Below are 17,893 nucleotides of genomic sequence, written 5' to 3'. Positions count from 1 at the left end.
GGCCGGGGATTCCCCACTTTTATTCGTGCTCCAGGCTGACCGTCAGCCGCCACCGCCCGTCCAGCTCTTCGGCGCGCCATTGCCCGCGCAGCGGACGGGTCGCCACCACCCGCAGCAGCAACTCCCGCCCCTCGCGCCGCACTCGCCACTTGGCGACCTTGCCCTGCAGGCGCAACTGCCCCTGCCGCTCGCGCCCCAGGCTCTCGACGCGCAGGAAGAATGCACCCTGGATATGCGCGACACGCACCTTAGGTTCGACGTTGAACCACAGCTGCAGGCCCTGCTCCACCACCTCGACACTGGCCAGACGCAGCGGGTCGGGCTGCAGCATACGGCCGATCATCAAGCCGATCAGAAAACCGAACAACGCCAGGGAGCCGATCACCCGCGCCCAAGGACGCGGCCGCGGGCCCGGATCAGGAGTAGAATGCCGACCGTCTTCAGGCTTGGAGCCGCGCATGTTTCACGTGATCCTCTTTCAACCGGAAATTCCGCCGAATACCGGCAACATTATCAGGCTCTGCGCCAACAGCGGCTGCCACCTGCACCTGATCGAGCCGCTGGGCTTCGAGCTGGACGACAAGCGCCTGCGCCGCGCCGGTCTCGACTACCACGAGTACGCCACCCTGCAGCGCCATGCGGATCTGCCCAGCTGCCTGGAGAGCCTCGGCCAGCCGCGCGTCTTCGCCTTCACCACCAAAGGCTCCCAGCTCTATCACCAGGTGCGCTATCGGCCCGGTGACGCCTTCCTGTTCGGCCCGGAAAGCCGCGGCCTGCCCGAGGATATCCGCGACAGCCTGCCCGCCGAGCAGCGTCTGCGCTTGCCGATGCGCCCGGGCTGTCGCAGCCTGAATCTGTCCAATACCGTGGCCGTGGCGGTCTACGAGGCCTGGCGTCAGCAGGACTTCGCCACCCCCTGACGCGAACCCACCCGGCACCGTCGCCAGGTTTGCCGTACAAAAAAACGCCCCGCAGGGCGTTTTTTTATCCGACGACGACGGCTCAATGAGCCGTAGTGGCCTCGCCAGCCTGCTGCTGAATGCGTTGCAGTTCTTGCGCGTAGAGTGCGTCGAAGTTCACCGGCGCCAGCATCAGGGCCGGGAAGGAACCGCGCACCACCAGGCTGTCCAGGGTCTCGCGCGCATAGGGGAAGAGGATGTTCGGGCAGAACGCGCCCAGGGTGTGGCTCATGGAAGCGGCGTCCAGGCCCTTGATCAGGAAGATCCCGGCTTGCTGGACTTCGGCGATGAAGGCGGTTTCTTCGCCGTTTTTCACGGTAACCGAGAGGGTCAACACCACCTCATGGAAGTCGCCATCCAGCGGCTTCTGCCGGGTATTCAAATCCAGGGCAACGCTCGGCGTCCATTCCTTGCGGAAGATTTCCGGACTCTTCGGCGCCTCGAAGGACAGGTCGCGGACATAGATGCGTTGCAGGGAAAACTGCGGGTTCTGTTCGCCCTGGGCGGCGGCGCCGCTGCTAGCTTGTTCGGTCATGGCAAAGCCTTCTTTCGTGGGTACTGAGAGATGGGGAGAGTACTAGCAGGCTGTTGAAAAATGTAGCGAGCGATGGCTAGGCAAGGCGAAATCAGCCGAAAAAGCGCAGTGTACGAGTTGTACATGAGCATTTTGAGGCTGATTTCAACGCAGCATAGCGCGCGAAGCCCGCAGTAGTTTTTCAGCGGCCTGCTAAGCCTCGAGCAGCGCATCCAGCTTACCCGCGCGCTCCAGGGCATACAGATCGTCGCAGCCACCAACATGGCTGCTGCCGATCCAGATCTGCGGCACCGAGGTCTGACGCGCCTTGCGGGTCATCTCCGCGCGCACCTCAGGCTGGCCGTCGACCTTGATTTCATCGAAGGTCACGCCCTTCTGGGTCAGTAACTGCTTGGCACGCATGCAGTAGGGGCACCAATCGCTGGAATAAATGACGACGGCGGACATATCACTTCACCAGCGGCAGGTTATCGCCACGCCAGCTGGCAATCCCGCCCGACAGCTTGGCGGCGTTGAACCCGGCTTTTTTCAGGTCGCGGCTGACCGTACCGGCGTGCTGGCCCAGGGCATCGACCACGATCAGGGTCTTGCCTTTGTGCTTTTCCAGCTCGCCGATGCGGCTGGTGATCTTTTCATAGGGGATATGCAGCGCGCCGACGATATGCCCGGCAGAGAAATCCTTCTGCCCGCGCACATCCAGCACCAGGCCTTGCTCGTTGTTGATCAGGGCGGTCAGCTCGCGGCTGCTCAGGCTTTGCCCGCCTTTACGCAGCTCCGTGAAGACCAGCAGCGCCAGCAGGACAACGAACAATCCGCCCAAGACATAGTGGGTAGAGGCAAAATCAATCAGATTGGCAAGCATGTGGTGGTTCCGGGACGGTAAAATCCCGGCAGTATACACAGCCCCGCAGGTCGGCCACACCCCGCCCAACGGTGACGGGCCTGCCACTTGGCCTTAAAATGCACGGCCTTTTTGTTCCTTATGCACAGCGAGCCCGATTAATGAGCGCCACGCCCAAACCTTTGCTCCTGATCATTCTCGACGGCTTCGGCCACAGTGACAGCACCGAATACAACGCCATCCATACCGCCCACACGCCGGTCTACGATCGCCTGCGCGCCAGCCAGCCGCACAGCTTGATCTCAGGCTCAGGCATGGACGTCGGCCTGCCGGACGGGCAGATGGGCAACTCCGAGGTCGGCCACATGAACCTCGGCGCCGGCCGCGTGGTGTACCAGGACTTCACCCGGGTGACCAAAGCCATCCGCGATGGCGAATTCTTCGACAATCCGGCGCTCACCCGCGCGGTGGATCAGGCGGTGGGCGCCGGCAAGGCCGTGCACATCCTCGGCCTGTTGTCCGACGGCGGCGTACACAGCCACCAGGATCATCTGGTCGCCATGGCCGAACTGGCCGCCCGACGCGGCGCCGAAAAGATCTACCTGCATGCCTTCCTCGACGGCCGCGACACCCCGCCGAGAAGCGCCCAGGCCTCCATCGAACTGCTCGACAGCACCTTCGCCAAGCTCGGCAAGGGCCGCATCGCCAGCCTGGTCGGCCGCTACTTCGCCATGGATCGCGACAACCGCTGGGATCGCGTCGAGCAGGCCTACAACCTGATCGTCGACGGCCAGGGCGAGTTCAACGCCGCCAGCGCGCTCGATGGTTTGCACGCCGCCTACGCGCGTGGCGAGAACGACGAGTTCGTCAAGGCCACCACCCTCGGCGAGTCGGTCAAGGTCGAGGACGGCGACGCCGTGGTGTTCATGAACTTCCGCGCCGACCGCGCCCGCGAACTGACCCGCGCCTTCGTCGAGCCCGACTTCCAGGAATTCCCGCGCGCGCGCCTGCCGCAACTGGCCGGCTTCGTCATGCTGACCCAGTACGCCGCGAATATTCCGACGCCCAGCGCCTTCGCCCCGGCCAGCCTGACCAATGTGCTCGGCGAATACCTGGCCAAGCACGGCAAGACCCAACTGCGCATTGCCGAGACCGAGAAATACGCCCACGTCACCTTCTTCTTCTCGGGCGGGCGCGAAGAGCCGTTCGCGGGCGAGGAACGCATCCTGATCCCGTCGCCCAACGTCGCCACCTACGACCTGCAACCCGAGATGAACGCGCCGCAAGTCACCGACCGGATCGTCGAGGCCATCGAGCAGCAGCGTTACGACGTGATCGTCGTCAACTACGCCAACGGCGACATGGTCGGCCATACCGGCGTGTTCGACGCCGCAGTCAAGGCCGTGGAGTGTCTGGACAACTGCGTCGGGCGCATCGTCGAAGCGCTCGACAAGGTCGGCGGCGAAGCCCTGATCACCGCCGACCACGGCAACGTCGAGCAAATGGAGGATGTCTGCACCGGCCAGGCGCACACCGCCCACACCTGCGAGCCGGTGCCCTTCATCTACGTCGGCAAGCGCCGGCTGAGCATGCGCGAAGGCGGGGTACTGGCCGACGTGGCCCCGACCATGCTGACCCTGCTGGGCCTGCCGATCCCGGCGGAAATGACCGGCACCAGCATTATCGAGCTGAGCTAAAAACCCCAAACGGCAAGCGCGACCATGCCAACCATCCCCCGGTTGGCATGCCGCGCCCTTGCTGTTTACGACTTGCAGCTTGCCGCTGGATTTTTAGGCATACTAAGTCCGTCTCCCGCCCAGGTGTCGCCAGTACCATGTTTCGCCTCCTTGCCCTGATTTTCCTCGCCTGCCTGCTGTCGCCGACCTTTGCCGACGAGAAGGCCGACACCCAGAAGCAGCTGGAAGCTGCGCGCAGCGATGTGGCCGAGCTGAAAAAGCTGCTGGAGAAGTTGCAGCAGGACAAATCCGGGGTGCAGAAAGAGCTGCAGAAGACCGAAACCGAAATGGGTCAGCTGGAAAAGCAGGTCAAGGATCTGCAAAAAAGCCTGAAAGACGGCGAAGGGGAAATCCAGCGCCTCAACCAGGAGAAAAAAAAACTCCATGACGCGCGCCTCGAACAACAACGTCTGATCGGCATCCAGGCCCGCGCCGCCTACCAGAGCGGCCGTCAGGAATACCTCAAGCTGCTGCTGAACCAGCAGAACCCGGAAAAATTCTCGCGCACCCTGACCTATTACGACTACCTCAGCGAAGCGCGCATGGAGCAGTTGGCCACGTTCAACGAAACCTTGCGTCAACTGGCCAACGTCGAGCAGGACATCGTCAACCAGCAGAACCAGTTGCTGGAACACAAAAGCACCCTGGACGCTCGCGCCGAACAACTCGCCCAGGCGCGCCAGGAGCGCCAACTGGCCCTGGCCCAACTGAACCGGGAATATGCCGCCCGCGACCAGAAGTTCAAGGCCCGCCAGCAAGAGCAGGCGCAACTGGCCCGGGTGTTGAAAACCATCGAAGCCACCCTCGCCCGCCAGGCGCGCGAAGCCGAACAAGCGCGGCAACGGGCCTTGATCGCGGCGCGCGAGCAACAGCAGCAACGCAACAACCGCTCAGCACTGAGCCCCAACAGCGGCCCATTGGTCAGCGCCGGCAGCACTTACGGCGGGCCTTTCGCCCAGGCCCGCGGCAAGCTGCCATGGCCGGTCGACGGCCGCCTGGTCGCCCGCTACGGCACCCCGCGCGGCGCCGACGCGCGAACCAAGTGGGACGGCGTGCTGATCGGCGCCACGGCCGGCAGCCAGGTGCGTGCCGTGCATGGCGGCCGCGTGGTGTTCGCCGACTGGTTGCGCGGCGCCGGGCTTCTGGTCATTCTCGACCATGGCCACGGCTACCTGAGCCTGTACGGGCACAACCAAAGCCTGCTCAAAGACGCCGGCGATGTAGTCAACGCTGGCGAGCCTATCGCCACAGTGGGCACCAGCGGCGGGCAAGACACCCCCGCGCTGTATTTCGCGATTCGCCAGCAGGGCCGCCCCAGCGACCCGGCGCAATGGTGCCGCACGCAAGGATAAGCGTTGCGCTCACCTCTCTAGGAGTTAGTTCGACATGCAGCATCTGCCTCGCCTCACCTCTCTGACCCTGGCTCTCGCCCTGCTCGGCGCCCCCCCGATGCTGCAGGCCGCCGAAGCGCCGCCAGCGCCTGCCAGTGCGAACGACAAGGCACCGCTGCCGCTGGACGACCTGCGCACCTTCGCCGAGGTGCTCGATCGCATCAAGGCCGCCTATGTCGACCCCGTCAGCGACAAGACCCTGCTGGAAAACGCGATCAAGGGCATGCTCAGCAATCTCGACCCGCATTCCGCCTACCTCGACCCGCAAACCTTCCGTGAGCTGCAAGAAAGCACCAGCGGCGAGTTCGGCGGCCTGGGCATCGAAGTCGGCATGGAAGACGGCTTCGTCAAGGTGGTCTCGCCGATCGACGACACCCCGGCCTCGAAAGCCGGCATTCAGCCGGGCGACCTGATCGTCAAGATCGACGGCCAGCCGACCAAGGGCCTGTCGATGCTGGAGGCCGTCGACAAGATGCGCGGCGAAGCCGGCAGCAAGATCCTCCTGACCCTGGTGCGCGAGGGCGGCAAGCCGTTCGACGTAACGCTGACCCGCGCGGTGATCAAGGTCAAAAGCGTCAAGAGCCAGCTGCTCGATGACGGTTACGGCTACCTGCGCATCACCCAATTCCAGGTCAACACCGGCACGGAAGTCGGCAAGGCGCTGAACAAACTGCGCAAGGACAACGGCAAGAAACTACGCGGCCTGGTGCTGGACCTGCGCAACAATCCGGGCGGCGTACTCCAGGCCGCGGTCGAGGTCTCCGACCACTTCCTCAAGAAAGGCCTGATCGTCTACACCAAGGGGCGCATCGCCAACTCCGAGTTGCGCTTCTCCGCCGACCCGGCAGATGCCAGCGAAGGCGCCCCCCTGGTCGTACTGATCAATGGCGGCAGCGCTTCGGCCTCGGAGATCGTCGCCGGCGCCCTGCAAGACCACAAACGCGGCGTACTGATGGGCACCGACAGCTTCGGCAAAGGCTCGGTACAGACGGTACTGCCGCTGAACAACGACCGCGCCCTGAAACTCACCACCGCCCTCTACTACACCCCGAACGGTCGCTCGATCCAGGCCCAGGGCATAGTGCCGGACATCGAAGTGGCCCGCGCCAAGCTGACTCGCGAGCAGGATGACGCCAGCATCAAGGAGGCCGATCTGCAGGGCCACCTGGGCAACGGCAACGGCGGCGCGGACAAACCGAGCCAGAGCAAAGCCGGCCAGCCGGCACGGCCACAGGATGACGACTACCAGCTGAGCCAGGCGCTCAACCTGCTCAAGGGCCTGAGCGTCACCCGCGGCGATTGAGGCGCTGGCGCAGAACGCAAACAGCCCGGACGCGATGCCGGGCTGTTTGTTTTCTGCCGGGATTAGCAGGCCGTCGAAAAATGTAGGCGAGGCAGCCGAGCCTGTTTTTTAACGACGCTTCGGCAACGCAGGTAGTTTTTCAACGGCCTTAGGCGCTACAGATAGCTATTGGTCATGTCCTCGATAAAGCCTTCGCTGCGCAGCTCGTCCAGTGCCTTCTGCAAGCGCTGCACCACCTCGTCCGGGGTGTCCTTGTTCAGCGCCAGGTACAGCTCGGCCTCATTGAAACGCAGCACGGTGGTCAGGCCGCTGACGCCTTCCTGTTTGGCCAGGTAGCGGCCAACCGGGTCGGTGGTGGCCCACAGGTCGATCTGCCCCTTGATCAGCTTTTGCACGTTCTGCTGGTCGCGTAGCGCATTGATCGGCGCCAGCCCCTGGCTTTCCAGATGCTGGCTGACCGCATCGTTCTTGTAGGCACCGATCTTGTATTGCCCCGCTTCCTTCAGGCTCGCCACGCTGAGGTTATTGCCTGGCGCGGCCAGCAGCACCCAGCCAGTGTTGGCAACCGGCCCCACCCACTTGAACAGCGGCTGGCGCTCCGGGGTAAAGGTGGTGGAAAACAATCCATAGTTGGGCTTGTCCAGGGTCAGCCGGTACAGCCGATCCCAGGGAAAGCGCAGGCTCAGGCTGTAGTCGATCTTGGCGCGCTTGAACATGGCTCGCACGATCTCGGCGCTGATCCCGTCGATGCCGTCGTCACGGGCGAAGTTCTTGTCGTCGACCGACATATTGAACGGCGGGAAGTTCTCGGTCAGCAGCACCACCTTGTAGCCATAGGGCAACTCGGCATGGGCCGCGCAGGCGCTTAAGATGAGGCCTAACAACAGACTGCTTTTTATGATTTTCAACATTAGTCTTCCCGCTCGCAAGTGTTGTGATTATGGCTAGCGGCAGCTCGGCTCGTGGCCAACCTGCGGTGTTCCGTTTTACAGATAGCTGTCGAGGATGTCATCGACGAATCCTTCGCTGCGCATCCGATCCAGCTCAGCCTGTAGCTTCTGCACCACCTCGTCGGGCACATCCTTGTTCAGCGCCAGGTACAATTCGGCGCTGTCGAAACGCAGGATGGTTTTCAGTCCGGAGACACCTTCCTGCTTCGCCAGATAACGCCCGGCAGGATCACCGGTGGCCCACAGGTCGATCTTTCCGGCCACCAGCTTCTGGGCATTGAGCTGGTCGCGCAAGGCCGTGATCGGCTCAAGGCCTTTCTCGACCAAGTACTCGGCAATCGCGTCGCCCTTGTAAGCCCCGACCTTGTACTGCTTGGCGTCCTCCAAACTGTTCAGGGTAATCGGGCTGTCGCTCTTGCCGAGCAACACCCAGTCGTCCGGGCCGATGGGCCCCACCCATTTGAACAGCGCCTCGCGCTCGGGCAGCCGCGCCGTGACGAATACGCCGTAGCCCGGCTTCTCCAATGCCAGCTTGTAGATGCGCTCCCAAGGGAAGCGCAGGGTCATGTTGTACTTGATGGCCGAACGCTTGAACATCTCGCGGATGATATCCACGGCGATGCCATCGATATTGTCTTCCTGGGCGAAATTCTTGCCATTGATCGACATGTTGTACGGCGGGAAATTTTCCGTCAGCAGCACCATGCGGTAATTGGGGTCGATCTCTGCGCGAACACTGCCGGCCAGCATAAGCAGGGTGCCGGCCAAGGCGATTAGGGTGCGTTTGAACATAGGGGCTCTCATTACCGGTGGCAGACTGTGCCATGCAGAATAACCAGCACAGCCACAACAGGCAAAATCTGCCATGGAAAAGTGCCGCGCCTATTGGTAAGGCGCGGCGATTGCCCCCAGTCGACCCTCGGCACGCAAGCCCTCCAGAGCGCCCTGCAGCTTCTCTACCAGCGCATCCGGGGTGTTCTTGTTGAGTGCCAGATACAGCTCGGCCGTGCGAAAACGCTGCACCACCTTGAGCGCCGTAACCCCCTCTTTCCTGGCCATATACAGGCCCGCCGGGTCGGAGGTGACCCAAAGGTCGACCTGACCATTGACCAGCTTCTTCAGGTTCTGCTTGTCACGCAACGAGGTGTGCACGGTCAAGCCGCGGTCGATCAGGTATTGGCTGATCGCATCGCCCTGGTAACCGCCAATCCGGTAGGGCGCGGCCCCCTGCAAATCATTCAGCACGATAGGGTTGTCCGCCTTGGCGATCAGCACCCAGTCGTTGCTGGCAATAGGGCCGACCCACTTGAACAGCGACTCACGCTCGGTGGTTCGCGCGACCGAGAACAGACCGTAACCAGGGTCGTTAAGCGTTTGCTGGTAAACCCTGGCCCAGGGGAACCGCAGGATTTGCTGACACTCCACCTGCGCCCGCTCGCAGACTGCCCGCAAGGTATCGGAGCTGATGCCGCTCACGCCTTCGCCTTTGGCGAAATTACTGCCACTGACGGCCATATTGAAAGGCGCTAGATTCTCGGTGAGCAGCACCAGAGACTCGGCTCGCGCCCAGCCTGCGCTGCCAAGCGCGGCCATGACGGCCAGCATCCGGAAAACGGACATAGAAACCTCATATCGCAAGAATAGAGAAGATGGGCCTGGCCACGCGCACCAGGCGCGCAGCGGCAGCAAACGATGGGCTATGTCCCGATTACATGGTGCAGAGGGGTCGTGCTCTTGTAGGCGCGGACTCATCCGCGCAGGTCGCGGCTGCAGCAGCTCCTACCGGGAGACCCTCACGCCTAGCAGGCCGTTGAAAAATGCAGGCGAGGCATCGGCAACGCAGGTAGTTTTTCAACGGCCTGCCAAGCGTGTTTGCAACAGTTAACGGGGGCAGAGCCAAAAGATTCGGCGCAGAGTCTAATCGAGTGCCTGCCGATTTATTGTCGACTTGCCCGCAGCAGTGGCCGGTAGCAGCACCGGCCAGGTCGATTTAACGCACCACTATGCCGCGACTGGCCAGATAGGCCTTGGCTTCCGGCACCGTGTACTCGCCGAAATGGAAGATGCTCGCCGCCAGCACCGCATCGGCCTTGCCTTCGAGGATGCCGGCGGCCAGGTGTTCGAGGTTGCCGACGCCGCCGGAGGCGATCACCGGGATGCCGACCAGCTCGCTGATGGCACGGGTGACGCCGAGGTCGTAGCCGCGCTTCACCCCATCCTGATCCATGCTGGTGAGGAGGATTTCGCCGGCGCCGAGGTCTTCCATCTTCTTCGCCCAGAGCACCGCATCCAGGCCGGTCGGCTTGCGCCCGCCATGGGTGAAGATTTCCCAGCGCGGGGTCTCCCCGGGGCCGGAAACCTTCTTCGCGTCGATGGCGACGACGATGCACTGCGAGCCGAAACGCGCGGCCGCCTCGCCGACGAACTCGGGGGTGAACACCGCCGCGGTGTTGATCGAGACCTTGTCCGCCCCGGCATTGAGCAGGTTGCGGATGTCCTGCACGCTGCGCACGCCGCCGCCCACGGTGAGCGGGATGAACACCTGGCTGGCCATGCGCTCCACCGTGTGCAGGGTGGTGTCGCGGCCGTCGACGCTGGCGGTGATGTCGAGGAAGGTGATCTCGTCGGCGCCCTGCTCGTCGTAACGGCGGGCGATCTCCACCGGATCGCCGGCGTCGCGGATGTTCTCGAACTGCACGCCCTTGACCACGCGGCCGTTGTCCACGTCGAGGCAGGGGATGATGCGTTTTGCCAAAGCCATAGCAGTGTTCCCGTAGGGCGGACTCAGGAGCGAAGCGAACAGTCCGCCGGTTGGCGATGGCGTACTGCCTGCGGCGAGTACGCCCTACGTGTTACTTATTGAAGTTGTCGCAGACGGCCTGCGCCTCGGCTACATCGAGGGTGCCTTCGTAGATCGCCCGACCGGTGATCGCGCCGATGATGCCGGGGGTGCGTGCGTCGAGCAGGGCCTGGATATCGCCGAGGTTGTGGATGCCGCCGGAAGCGATCACCGGAATCCGCGTGGCGTTGGCCAGGGCCACGGTGAAGGGCAGGTTGCAGCCCTGCATCATGCCGTCCTTGGCGATGTCGGTGTAGACGATGGCGGACACGCCGTCGGCTTCGAAGCGCTTGGCCAGGTCGATCACCTGTACCGTGCTGACCTCGGCCCAGCCGTCGGTGGCGACGAAACCGTCCTTGGCATCCAGGCCGACAATCACCTTGCCGGGAAACGCCTTGCACGCCTCGGCGACGAACTCGGGCTGCTTGACCGCCTTGGTGCCGATAATCACGTAGCTCACGCCTGCACGCACATAATGCTCGATGGTTTCCAACGAGCGAATACCGCCGCCGATCTGGATCGGCAGGTGCGGGTAGCGCTTGACGATGGCGGTAACCACCTCGCCGTTGACCGGCTGGCCCTCGAAGGCACCGTTAAGGTCGACCAGGTGCAGACGCCGGCAGCCGCCGTCCACCCACTTGGCGGCCATGCTCACCGGGTCGTCGGAAAACACCGTGGAGTCGTCCATACGGCCCTGGCGCAGGCGCACGCAAGCGCCGTCTTTCAGATCGATAGCGGGAATAATCAGCATCGGTTGAACCTGTTCAAGTCGTTGGATTCGGTGGGATCAGCTCTTCTCGAGCGCCCAGAGGTCGCTTTCGATGCTGTCGAACCTGTCCTTGAGGACGGTCTGCACATCGAAAATCGCCCGGTTGTAATAGTGCGGAGCAATTTCGCGGGTAAACAGCTCGAGAATTTCCGCGGCCTCGAACGAACCCAGCTGCAGTTCGAAGCGCTCTTCCATGAAGCGCTTGATGGTGCTGGTCGCCTCACGCTCCTGCTCCGGCGCCAGGCTGAGAATCGGCGCTTTGCTCTTGGCCCGGCTCATCTACCAACGCCCATCCCAGGCGGCGAAGTTCTGCAGCAGCTGCAGGCCGTGGGTGTGGCTCTTCTCCGGGTGGAACTGCACGGCGAAACGCGAACCCTCGGCCAGCGCCGCGGCGAAGTCCTTGCCGTAGTGACCGCGACCGACCACCTGCTGCGGCTTGCCGGCCTCGACGTAATAACTGTGCACGAAGTAGAAGCGCGCCAGATCCGGAATGTCGTGCCACAGCGGATGCTTGACCGCCTGCGCCACTTCGTTCCAGCCCATGTGCGGCACCTTCAACTGCTCGCCGTCCTCGACCATACCCTTGCCGAAGAAGCGCACCTGGCCGGGGAACAGGCCGATGCAATCGACGCCGTCGTTCTCTTCGCTGCGTTCGAGCAGCGCCTGCATGCCGACGCAGATGCCGAGAAACGGCCGATCCTGACTGACCTCGCGCACCAGCGCATCGAAGCCCAGGCGTTCGATCTCGGCCATGCAGTCGCGAATCGCGCCGACGCCGGGAAACACCACGCGATCGGCTTCGCGGATCACCTGGGCATCGCTGGTCACCAGCACCTTGCCGGCGCCGACGTGCTCCAGAGCCTTGGCCACCGAGTGCAGGTTGCCCATGCCGTAATCGATGACGGCTACCGTCTGCATCTAGAGCACACCCTTGGTCGAGGGCATCTGCCCGGCCATCCGCGGATCCAGCTCGACGGCCATGCGCAGGGCGCGGCCGAAGGCCTTGAATACGGTCTCGATCTGGTGGTGGGTGTTAGTGCCGCGCAGGTTGTCGATGTGCAGGCTGACCAGAGCGTGGTTGACGAAGCCCTGGAAGAATTCCTGGAACAGGTCGACGTCGAAGCCGCCGACCACCGCGCGGGTGAAGGGCACGTGCATCTGCAGGCCGGGACGCCCGGAGAAGTCGATCACCACCCTGGAGAGCGCCTCGTCCAGCGGCACATAGGCATGGCCGTAGCGGGTCATGCCCTTCTTGTCGCCGATGGCCTGGGTAAAGGCCTGGCCGAGGGTGATGCCGACGTCCTCGACGGTGTGGTGGTCGTCGATATGCAGGTCGCCCTGGCACTGGATATCCAGGTCGATCAGGCCGTGACGGGCAATCTGATCGAGCATGTGCTCGAGGAACGGCACGCCAATTGCGAACTTGGCCTTGCCCGTGCCATCCAGGTTGATCGAGACCTTGATCTGGGTCTCCAGGGTATTGCGCTCGACGGATGCCGTACGTTCGGCCATCACCAGCTCCAGAAATTGCCCACGGAAAAAGGCTGCCATTATAGGGCCAAAGCCGCCGCGGGGATACGCGCCCATCCGCGTCCGCCGAGCGCCCAGCGCAGCGGCCATGAGCGCGACACTCATAGCCGCCACGCAGATATTGCTATGCTCGCCAGCCCAACCCACCAAAGCCCGACAGCGCACACGCCATGGACAGTATCGACACCCTGATTATCGGCGCCGGCGTTCTCGGCCTGGCCTGCGCCGCACGCCTGGCCAGGCCGCAGCAGAGCTGCCTGATCGTCGAAGCGGAAAGCCTGATCGGCAGCCACGCCTCCAGCCGCAACTCCGAGGTGATCCACGCCGGCCTCTACTACGCGCCCGGTTCGCTGAAAGCCGAGCTGTGCCGGGAAGGCCGCGAACGCCTGTACGCCTGGTGCAGCCAGCACCGGGTGGCGCACCGGCGCATCGGCAAGCTGCTGGTGGCGGTCAGCGCGAGCGAACGCGGCCGGCTCGAAGCGCTGGCCGCCAATGCCCAAGCCTGCGCCGTGCATGACCTGGAATATATCGCGCCAGCCCGGCTCGCCGCACTGGAACCGGCCGTACGCGGCGTCGCGGCGCTGCTGTCGCCGAGCACCGGGATCATCGACAGCCATGCCTACCTGCAATCGCTGCTCGCCGCCGCAGAGAACCAGGGCGCGCAACTGGTGCTGCAGACCCGCGTCGACCGGCTCGAGCCCGGCCCCGACGGCTGGATCGTCAGCGGCACCAGCAGCGGCGAAGCCTTCCAGCTCAGAGCGCAGCGGGTGATCAATGCCGGCGGCCTGTTCGCCCAACGGCTCGCTACCCACACCCAAGGCCTCCACGACGTACCGCCCCTGCACCTGTGCCGCGGCCGCTACTTCGGCTACAGCGGCCGCGCGCCCTTCCAGCACCTGATCTATCCGCTGCCGGAGGCCAACACCTCGGGCCTGGGCATCCACGCCACCCTCGACCTCGGCGGCCAGCTGCGCTTCGGCCCGGACACCGAATACCTCGAACATATCGACTACCGGGTCGACGAACAGCTGCGCGAGCCCTTTGCCAAGGCGATCCGCCGCTACTTCCCGGGCCTCGACAGCACGCGCCTGACGCCCGGTTACAGCGGCATCCGGGCGAAACTCGCAGGCCCCGGGGAACCGGCCGCCGACTTCCTGATCCAAACCGCCAGCGATCACGGCCTGCCGGGGCTGGTCAATCTGTTCGGCATCGAGTCGCCAGGGCTGACCGCCAGTCTGGCAATTGCCGAGCGCGTGGTCCGCGAGCTGTAACAGCCGCTTGCAAAATCGCCGCCCAACCGGGACTTTCGCCGGTCTATTGCGGTTGTCGGCGCTATACTCGCCGACTCAATCCAAGTCATTCGAAACAAGGAATCGTCCATGAAAGCGCTCGGCAAAATCCTGGGTCTGTTTTTTCTCGGGCTGTTGCTGATCCTGGTGGCGCTGGGCTTTGCCCTGACCCACCTGTTCGATCCCAACGACTACAAAGACGAGATTCGCCAGCTGGCCCGCGACAAGGCCAACCTGGAGTTGACCCTCAATGGCGACATCGGCTGGAGCCTGTTCCCCTGGCTCGGCCTGGAGCTGACCGACGCCACCTTGGCCAGCGCCACCACCCCCGAGCAGCCATTTGCCGACCTGCGCCTGCTCGGCCTGTCGGTGCGCGTGCTGCCGCTGCTGCGCCGCGAAGTGCAGATGAGCGACATCCGCATCGACGGCCTCAACCTCAACCTGCAGCGTGACGAAAACGGTCACGGCAACTGGGAAGACGTCGGCCGCCCGGCACAACCTGCCGCGGCCGCGAACCCAGCCGCCAGCGCAGCGCCCGCAGAAAGCGCCGCCGAGCAGCCCGCGAGCAGCAAACCCGGCACCCCGATCAAACTGGATATCGACAGCCTGATCGTCAACAGCGCACGCATCGATTACCGCGACGCCAAGAAAGGCCAGCAATTCAGCGCCGAAAGCATCCAGCTGACCACCGGCGCGATCCGCGAAGGGGCGGCCATCCCGCTCAAACTCAGCGCCTTCTTCGGCACCAACCAACCGGTCGTGCGCGCGCGCAGCGAACTGCAAGGCGAGCTGCGCTTCGACCGCGCGCTCAAACGCTACCAACTGGAAGACGCCAAGCTCTCCGGCGAAGCTTCCGGCGAACCCTTCGCCGGGCAAACCCTGACCTACTCCCTGCAAGGCCAACTGCTGGTCGACCTGGCCGCGCAGGTCGCCGAATGGAACGGCCTGAAACTCTCGGCCAACCAGCTGCGCGCGCTCGGCGAAGTGAAAATCCGCGACCTGGATACGGCGCCGAAACTGAGCGGCGGCCTGTCCATCGCGCCGGTCAACCTGCGCGAGTTTCTCACCACCATCGGCCAGCAACTGCCGCCGCTGCACGATGGCAAAGCCCTTGGCCAGTTCGAGTTGGTCACCCGCCTCAGCGGCAGCCCGACCAGCCTGACCCTGGAAGAGCTGAAGCTGAAGCTCGACGACAGCAGCTTCAGCGGCCAGATCGGCATCGCCGACTTCGCCAAGCAGGCCCTGCGCGTGCAGCTCAAGGGCGACCAACTGGATCTCGACCGTTACCTGCCGGCGAAATCCCAGGACAGCCAGGATGCCAGCGCCGCGCGCCAGGCCGAGGTCAAGCAAAGCGTCGCCAGCGCCGGCCAAAGCGGTAGCACCCCACTGCCCAAGGCACCGACCCAGCACGCCTGGAGCGCCACACCAGCGCTGCCGATCGAGCGCCTGCGCAGCCTCGACCTGCACCTGGCGCTGGGCCTCGACCAACTGACCGTCGACCAGCAAGCGATTGACGCCTTCAGCCTCAAAGCCAAGAGCCGAGCCGGCCTACTGACCCTGGAAGAAATGCGCGGCAACCTCGGCAGCGGCAATTTCGACGCCAAGGCGACGCTCGATGTACGCCCGAGCATCCCCCTGCTGAGCCTGCAAAAACGCCTGAGCCGGATCAGCGTAGAACCCTTCCTCAAGAGCGAACAGCAGCCCTCGCCGGTCAAAGGCCTGCTCGACCTGCAGGCCGACCTGAACACCAGCGGCAACAGCCAGAAAGCCTGGATCGACGGCCTCAACGGCACGAGCCACTTCGCCCTCAGCGACGGCGTGCTGGTTGGCGCCAACCTCGAACAGCAGCTCTGCCGCGGGATTGCCGCACTCAACCGCAAGGCCCTGAGCAATGCGCCGCGCAACCAGGACACACCCTTCGAAACCCTGCAAGGCAACCTCAGCTTCCTCAACGGCGTGGCCCACAACCCGGATCTCGAGGCCCGCCTCCCCGGCCTGACGGTCAGCGGCAATGGCGACCTCGACCTGCGCGTACTCGGCCTCGACTACCGCATCGGCATCGCCCTGATCGGCGACCAACGCGCAATGCCCGACCCGGCCTGCCAGGTCAACGAGCGCTATGTCGGCATCGAGTGGCCGATACGCTGCCGCGGCCCACTGGAAATGGGCGGCAAGGCCTGCCGCCTGGATCAGGACGGCATGGGCAAGGTCGCCGCCAAGCTGGCCGGCAACAAGATCAACCAGAAGCTCGAAGAGAAGCTCGGCGACAAAGTCAGCCCCGAACTGAAAGACGCCCTCAAGGGCCTGTTCAACCGATGAGCCCCGAGCAGTTCGCAAGCCGCGTACTCGACTGGTACGACCAGCACGGACGCAAGGACCTGCCCTGGCAACAGGGCATCACGCCGTATCGCGTGTGGGTCTCGGAAATCATGCTGCAACAGACCCAGGTCGGCACCGTGCTCGGCTACTTCGAGCGCTTCATGGCCGCGCTGCCGACCGTGCAGCAGCTGGCCGAAGCGCCCGAGGACGAAGTGCTGCACCTGTGGACCGGCCTCGGCTACTACACCCGCGCCCGCAACCTGCAGAAGGCTGCACGGATCGTCATGGCCGAATACGCCGGCGCATTCCCCGCCGATGTCGAGCGACTGACCGCGCTACCCGGCATCGGCCGCTCCACCGCCGGCGCCATCGCCAGCCTGAGCATGGGCCTGCGCGCACCGATTCTCGACGGCAACGTCAAGCGCGTGCTGGCGCGCTACCTGGCCCAGGAGGGTTACCCGGGCGAGCCGAAAGTCGCCAAACAGCTGTGGGACGTGGCCGAACGTTTCACCCCGCACACGCGAACCAACCACTACACCCAGGCGATGATGGATCTCGGCGCCACCCTCTGCACCCGGAGCAAACCCAGTTGCCTGCTCTGCCCGCTGCAAAGCGGCTGTCAGGCCCACCTGCTCGGCCTGGAGATTCGCTACCCGATCGCCAAACCGCGCAAGACGCCACCGCAGAAGCGCACCCTGATGCCGATCCTGCTCAACCGGGCCGGCGAGGTTCTGCTCTACCGCCGGCCCTCCAGCGGCCTCTGGGGTGGCTTGTGGAGCCTGCCGGAACTGGACGACCTGCCCAGCCTCGACCTGCTGGCCAACCGGCACGCCCTGCAACTGGGCGAACGCCGCGAACTGGCCGGCCTGCACCACACCTTCAGCCACTTCCAACTGGCCATCGAACCCTGGTTGATCCGCGTCGAAGCCGCGCCATCGGCCGTGGCCGAGGCCGACTGGCTCTGGTATAACCTCGCCACACCGCCGCGCCTGGGCCTTGCCGCCCCAGTGAAGAAACTGCTGAAACGCGCGGCCGACACACTCAATGTCGGACTGAACACCGGAGAGCAGCCATGACCCGCACCGTAATGTGCCGCAAGCACAAGCAAGAACTGCCCGGCCTCGACCGCCCCCCTTATCCGGGCGCCAAAGGCGAAGACATCTACCACAACGTCTCCAAACAAGCCTGGGACGAATGGCAGAAACACCAGACCCTGCTGATCAATGAACGTCGCCTGAACATGATGAACGCCGAGGATCGCAAATTCCTCCAGGGCGAGATGGACAAATTCTTCTCCGGCGAAGATTACGCCCAGGCCGAAGGCTACGTGCCGCCCAGCGAGTAACCAAGCGCCGCAATCCCGTAGCCCGCACACAATGCCGCTCACTTAAGCCAGGTGAGCGGCATTTTTTTGTAGCGCCTATGTCCATGT

At 64.1% G+C, this 17,893-nt stretch carries 20 protein-coding genes; 8 read left to right on the top strand and 12 right to left on the bottom strand.

Translation table 11 applies throughout. The features are described 5' to 3' along the window. Nucleotides 1-19: 19 nt before the first annotated feature. Entirely contained in the window at nt 20-460 is a 441-nt protein-coding gene (locus P8H27_RS05330) for a hypothetical protein (RefSeq protein ID WP_289635659.1), read from the bottom strand. On the opposite strand from P8H27_RS05330, the gene trmL reads away from it, so the two are divergent. After that, nucleotides 459-920: a tRNA (uridine(34)/cytosine(34)/5-carboxymethylaminomethyluridine(34)-2'-O)-methyltransferase TrmL gene (gene trmL, locus P8H27_RS05325; RefSeq protein WP_289635657.1), complete on the top strand. Its 462-nt coding sequence runs from the start codon at nt 459-461 to the stop codon at nt 918-920. The genes P8H27_RS05330 and trmL overlap by 2 nt on opposite strands. Nucleotides 921-1,002: 82 nt before the next feature. On the opposite strand, the gene secB is transcribed toward trmL, so the two are convergent. The 3 genes from secB to P8H27_RS05310 form a co-directional block, all read right to left on the bottom strand. After that, nucleotides 1,003-1,494, bottom strand: coding sequence for a protein-export chaperone SecB (secB, locus tag P8H27_RS05320; RefSeq protein WP_289635656.1), 492 nt, complete (start codon nt 1,492-1,494; stop codon nt 1,003-1,005). A gap of 192 nt (nt 1,495-1,686) precedes the next feature. Beyond that, nucleotides 1,687-1,941: a glutaredoxin 3 gene (grxC, locus tag P8H27_RS05315; protein WP_289635655.1), complete on the bottom strand. Its 255-nt coding sequence runs from the start codon at nt 1,939-1,941 to the stop codon at nt 1,687-1,689. Nucleotide 1,942: 1 nt separating this feature from the next. Beyond that, nucleotides 1,943-2,356: a rhodanese-like domain-containing protein gene (locus P8H27_RS05310; RefSeq protein ID WP_289635653.1), complete on the bottom strand. Its 414-nt coding sequence runs from the start codon at nt 2,354-2,356 to the stop codon at nt 1,943-1,945. 140 nt (nt 2,357-2,496) lie between these two features. Here P8H27_RS05310 and gpmI point away from each other — a divergent pair, with 140 nt between their 5' ends. The 3 genes from gpmI to P8H27_RS05295 all read left to right on the top strand — a co-directional run bounded on the left by gpmI (nt 2,497) and on the right by P8H27_RS05295 (nt 6,765). Next, a complete protein-coding gene (gene gpmI / locus P8H27_RS05305) occupies nt 2,497-4,032 on the top strand; it encodes a 2,3-bisphosphoglycerate-independent phosphoglycerate mutase (protein WP_289635652.1) in 1,536 nt (511 codons plus the stop codon). A gap of 137 nt (nt 4,033-4,169) precedes the next feature. Beyond that, on the top strand, nt 4,170-5,423 hold the full coding sequence (locus P8H27_RS05300) for a murein hydrolase activator EnvC (RefSeq protein ID WP_289635650.1): 1,254 nt from the start codon (nt 4,170-4,172) through the stop codon (nt 5,421-5,423). 34 nt (nt 5,424-5,457) lie between these two features. Beyond that, nucleotides 5,458-6,765, top strand: coding sequence for a S41 family peptidase (locus P8H27_RS05295; RefSeq protein ID WP_289635649.1), 1,308 nt, complete (start codon nt 5,458-5,460; stop codon nt 6,763-6,765). Nucleotides 6,766-6,920: 155 nt separating this feature from the next. On the opposite strand, the gene P8H27_RS05290 is transcribed toward P8H27_RS05295, so the two are convergent. From P8H27_RS05290 to hisB, 8 genes are all read right to left on the bottom strand, one after another. Beyond that, nucleotides 6,921-7,676, bottom strand: a complete 756-nt coding sequence (locus tag P8H27_RS05290; protein ID WP_289635648.1) for an ABC transporter substrate-binding protein — start codon at nt 7,674-7,676, stop codon at nt 6,921-6,923. A 75-nt stretch (nt 7,677-7,751) separates the two neighbouring features. Beyond that, nucleotides 7,752-8,507 carry an ABC transporter substrate-binding protein gene (locus P8H27_RS05285; protein ID WP_289635646.1) on the bottom strand — a complete coding sequence of 252 codons (756 nt, stop codon included), beginning with the start codon at nt 8,505-8,507 and terminating at the stop codon, nt 7,752-7,754. 90 nt (nt 8,508-8,597) lie between these two features. Further along, a complete protein-coding gene (locus P8H27_RS05280) occupies nt 8,598-9,335 on the bottom strand; it encodes an ABC transporter substrate-binding protein (protein WP_289635644.1) in 738 nt (245 codons plus the stop codon). A 370-nt stretch (nt 9,336-9,705) separates the two neighbouring features. Then, a complete protein-coding gene (gene hisF / locus P8H27_RS05275) occupies nt 9,706-10,476 on the bottom strand; it encodes an imidazole glycerol phosphate synthase subunit HisF (protein WP_289635643.1) in 771 nt (256 codons plus the stop codon). 91 nt (nt 10,477-10,567) lie between these two features. Continuing rightward, nucleotides 10,568-11,305 carry a 1-(5-phosphoribosyl)-5-[(5-phosphoribosylamino)methylideneamino]imidazole-4-carboxamide isomerase gene (hisA, locus tag P8H27_RS05270; protein WP_289635641.1) on the bottom strand — a complete coding sequence of 246 codons (738 nt, stop codon included), beginning with the start codon at nt 11,303-11,305 and terminating at the stop codon, nt 10,568-10,570. A gap of 36 nt (nt 11,306-11,341) precedes the next feature. Next, nucleotides 11,342-11,602: a DUF2164 domain-containing protein gene (locus P8H27_RS05265; protein WP_289635640.1), complete on the bottom strand. Its 261-nt coding sequence runs from the start codon at nt 11,600-11,602 to the stop codon at nt 11,342-11,344. After that, a complete protein-coding gene (gene hisH / locus P8H27_RS05260; RefSeq protein WP_289635638.1) occupies nt 11,603-12,241 on the bottom strand; it encodes an imidazole glycerol phosphate synthase subunit HisH in 639 nt (212 codons plus the stop codon). Beyond that, nucleotides 12,242-12,835, bottom strand: a complete 594-nt coding sequence (gene hisB / locus P8H27_RS05255) for an imidazoleglycerol-phosphate dehydratase HisB (protein ID WP_289635637.1) — start codon at nt 12,833-12,835, stop codon at nt 12,242-12,244. A 188-nt stretch (nt 12,836-13,023) separates the two neighbouring features. Between hisB and P8H27_RS05250 the strand changes: the two genes are divergently transcribed. The 4 genes from P8H27_RS05250 to P8H27_RS05235 all read left to right on the top strand — a co-directional run bounded on the left by P8H27_RS05250 (nt 13,024) and on the right by P8H27_RS05235 (nt 17,806). Continuing rightward, nucleotides 13,024-14,124: an NAD(P)/FAD-dependent oxidoreductase gene (locus P8H27_RS05250; RefSeq protein ID WP_289635635.1), complete on the top strand. Its 1,101-nt coding sequence runs from the start codon at nt 13,024-13,026 to the stop codon at nt 14,122-14,124. A gap of 108 nt (nt 14,125-14,232) precedes the next feature. Further along, nucleotides 14,233-16,461 carry an AsmA family protein gene (locus P8H27_RS05245; protein WP_289635634.1) on the top strand — a complete coding sequence of 743 codons (2,229 nt, stop codon included), beginning with the start codon at nt 14,233-14,235 and terminating at the stop codon, nt 16,459-16,461. Next, nucleotides 16,458-17,537 (top strand): A/G-specific adenine glycosylase, encoded by a 1,080-nt coding sequence (mutY, locus tag P8H27_RS05240; protein WP_289635633.1) that lies wholly within the window; start codon nt 16,458-16,460, stop codon nt 17,535-17,537. Before P8H27_RS05245 ends, mutY begins: the two co-directional genes overlap by 4 nt. Next, on the top strand, nt 17,534-17,806 hold the full coding sequence (locus tag P8H27_RS05235; protein WP_289635632.1) for an oxidative damage protection protein: 273 nt from the start codon (nt 17,534-17,536) through the stop codon (nt 17,804-17,806). Before mutY ends, P8H27_RS05235 begins: the two co-directional genes overlap by 4 nt. Nucleotides 17,807-17,893 lie beyond the last annotated feature (87 nt).

It is taken from the genome of Pseudomonas sp. sp1636, assembly GCF_030376615.1.
Classification (GTDB): Bacteria; Pseudomonadota; Gammaproteobacteria; order Pseudomonadales; family Pseudomonadaceae; genus Aquipseudomonas.
The sequence above is the reverse complement of the archived record's forward strand: the minus strand, read 5'-3'. Positions and strand labels throughout refer to the sequence as shown.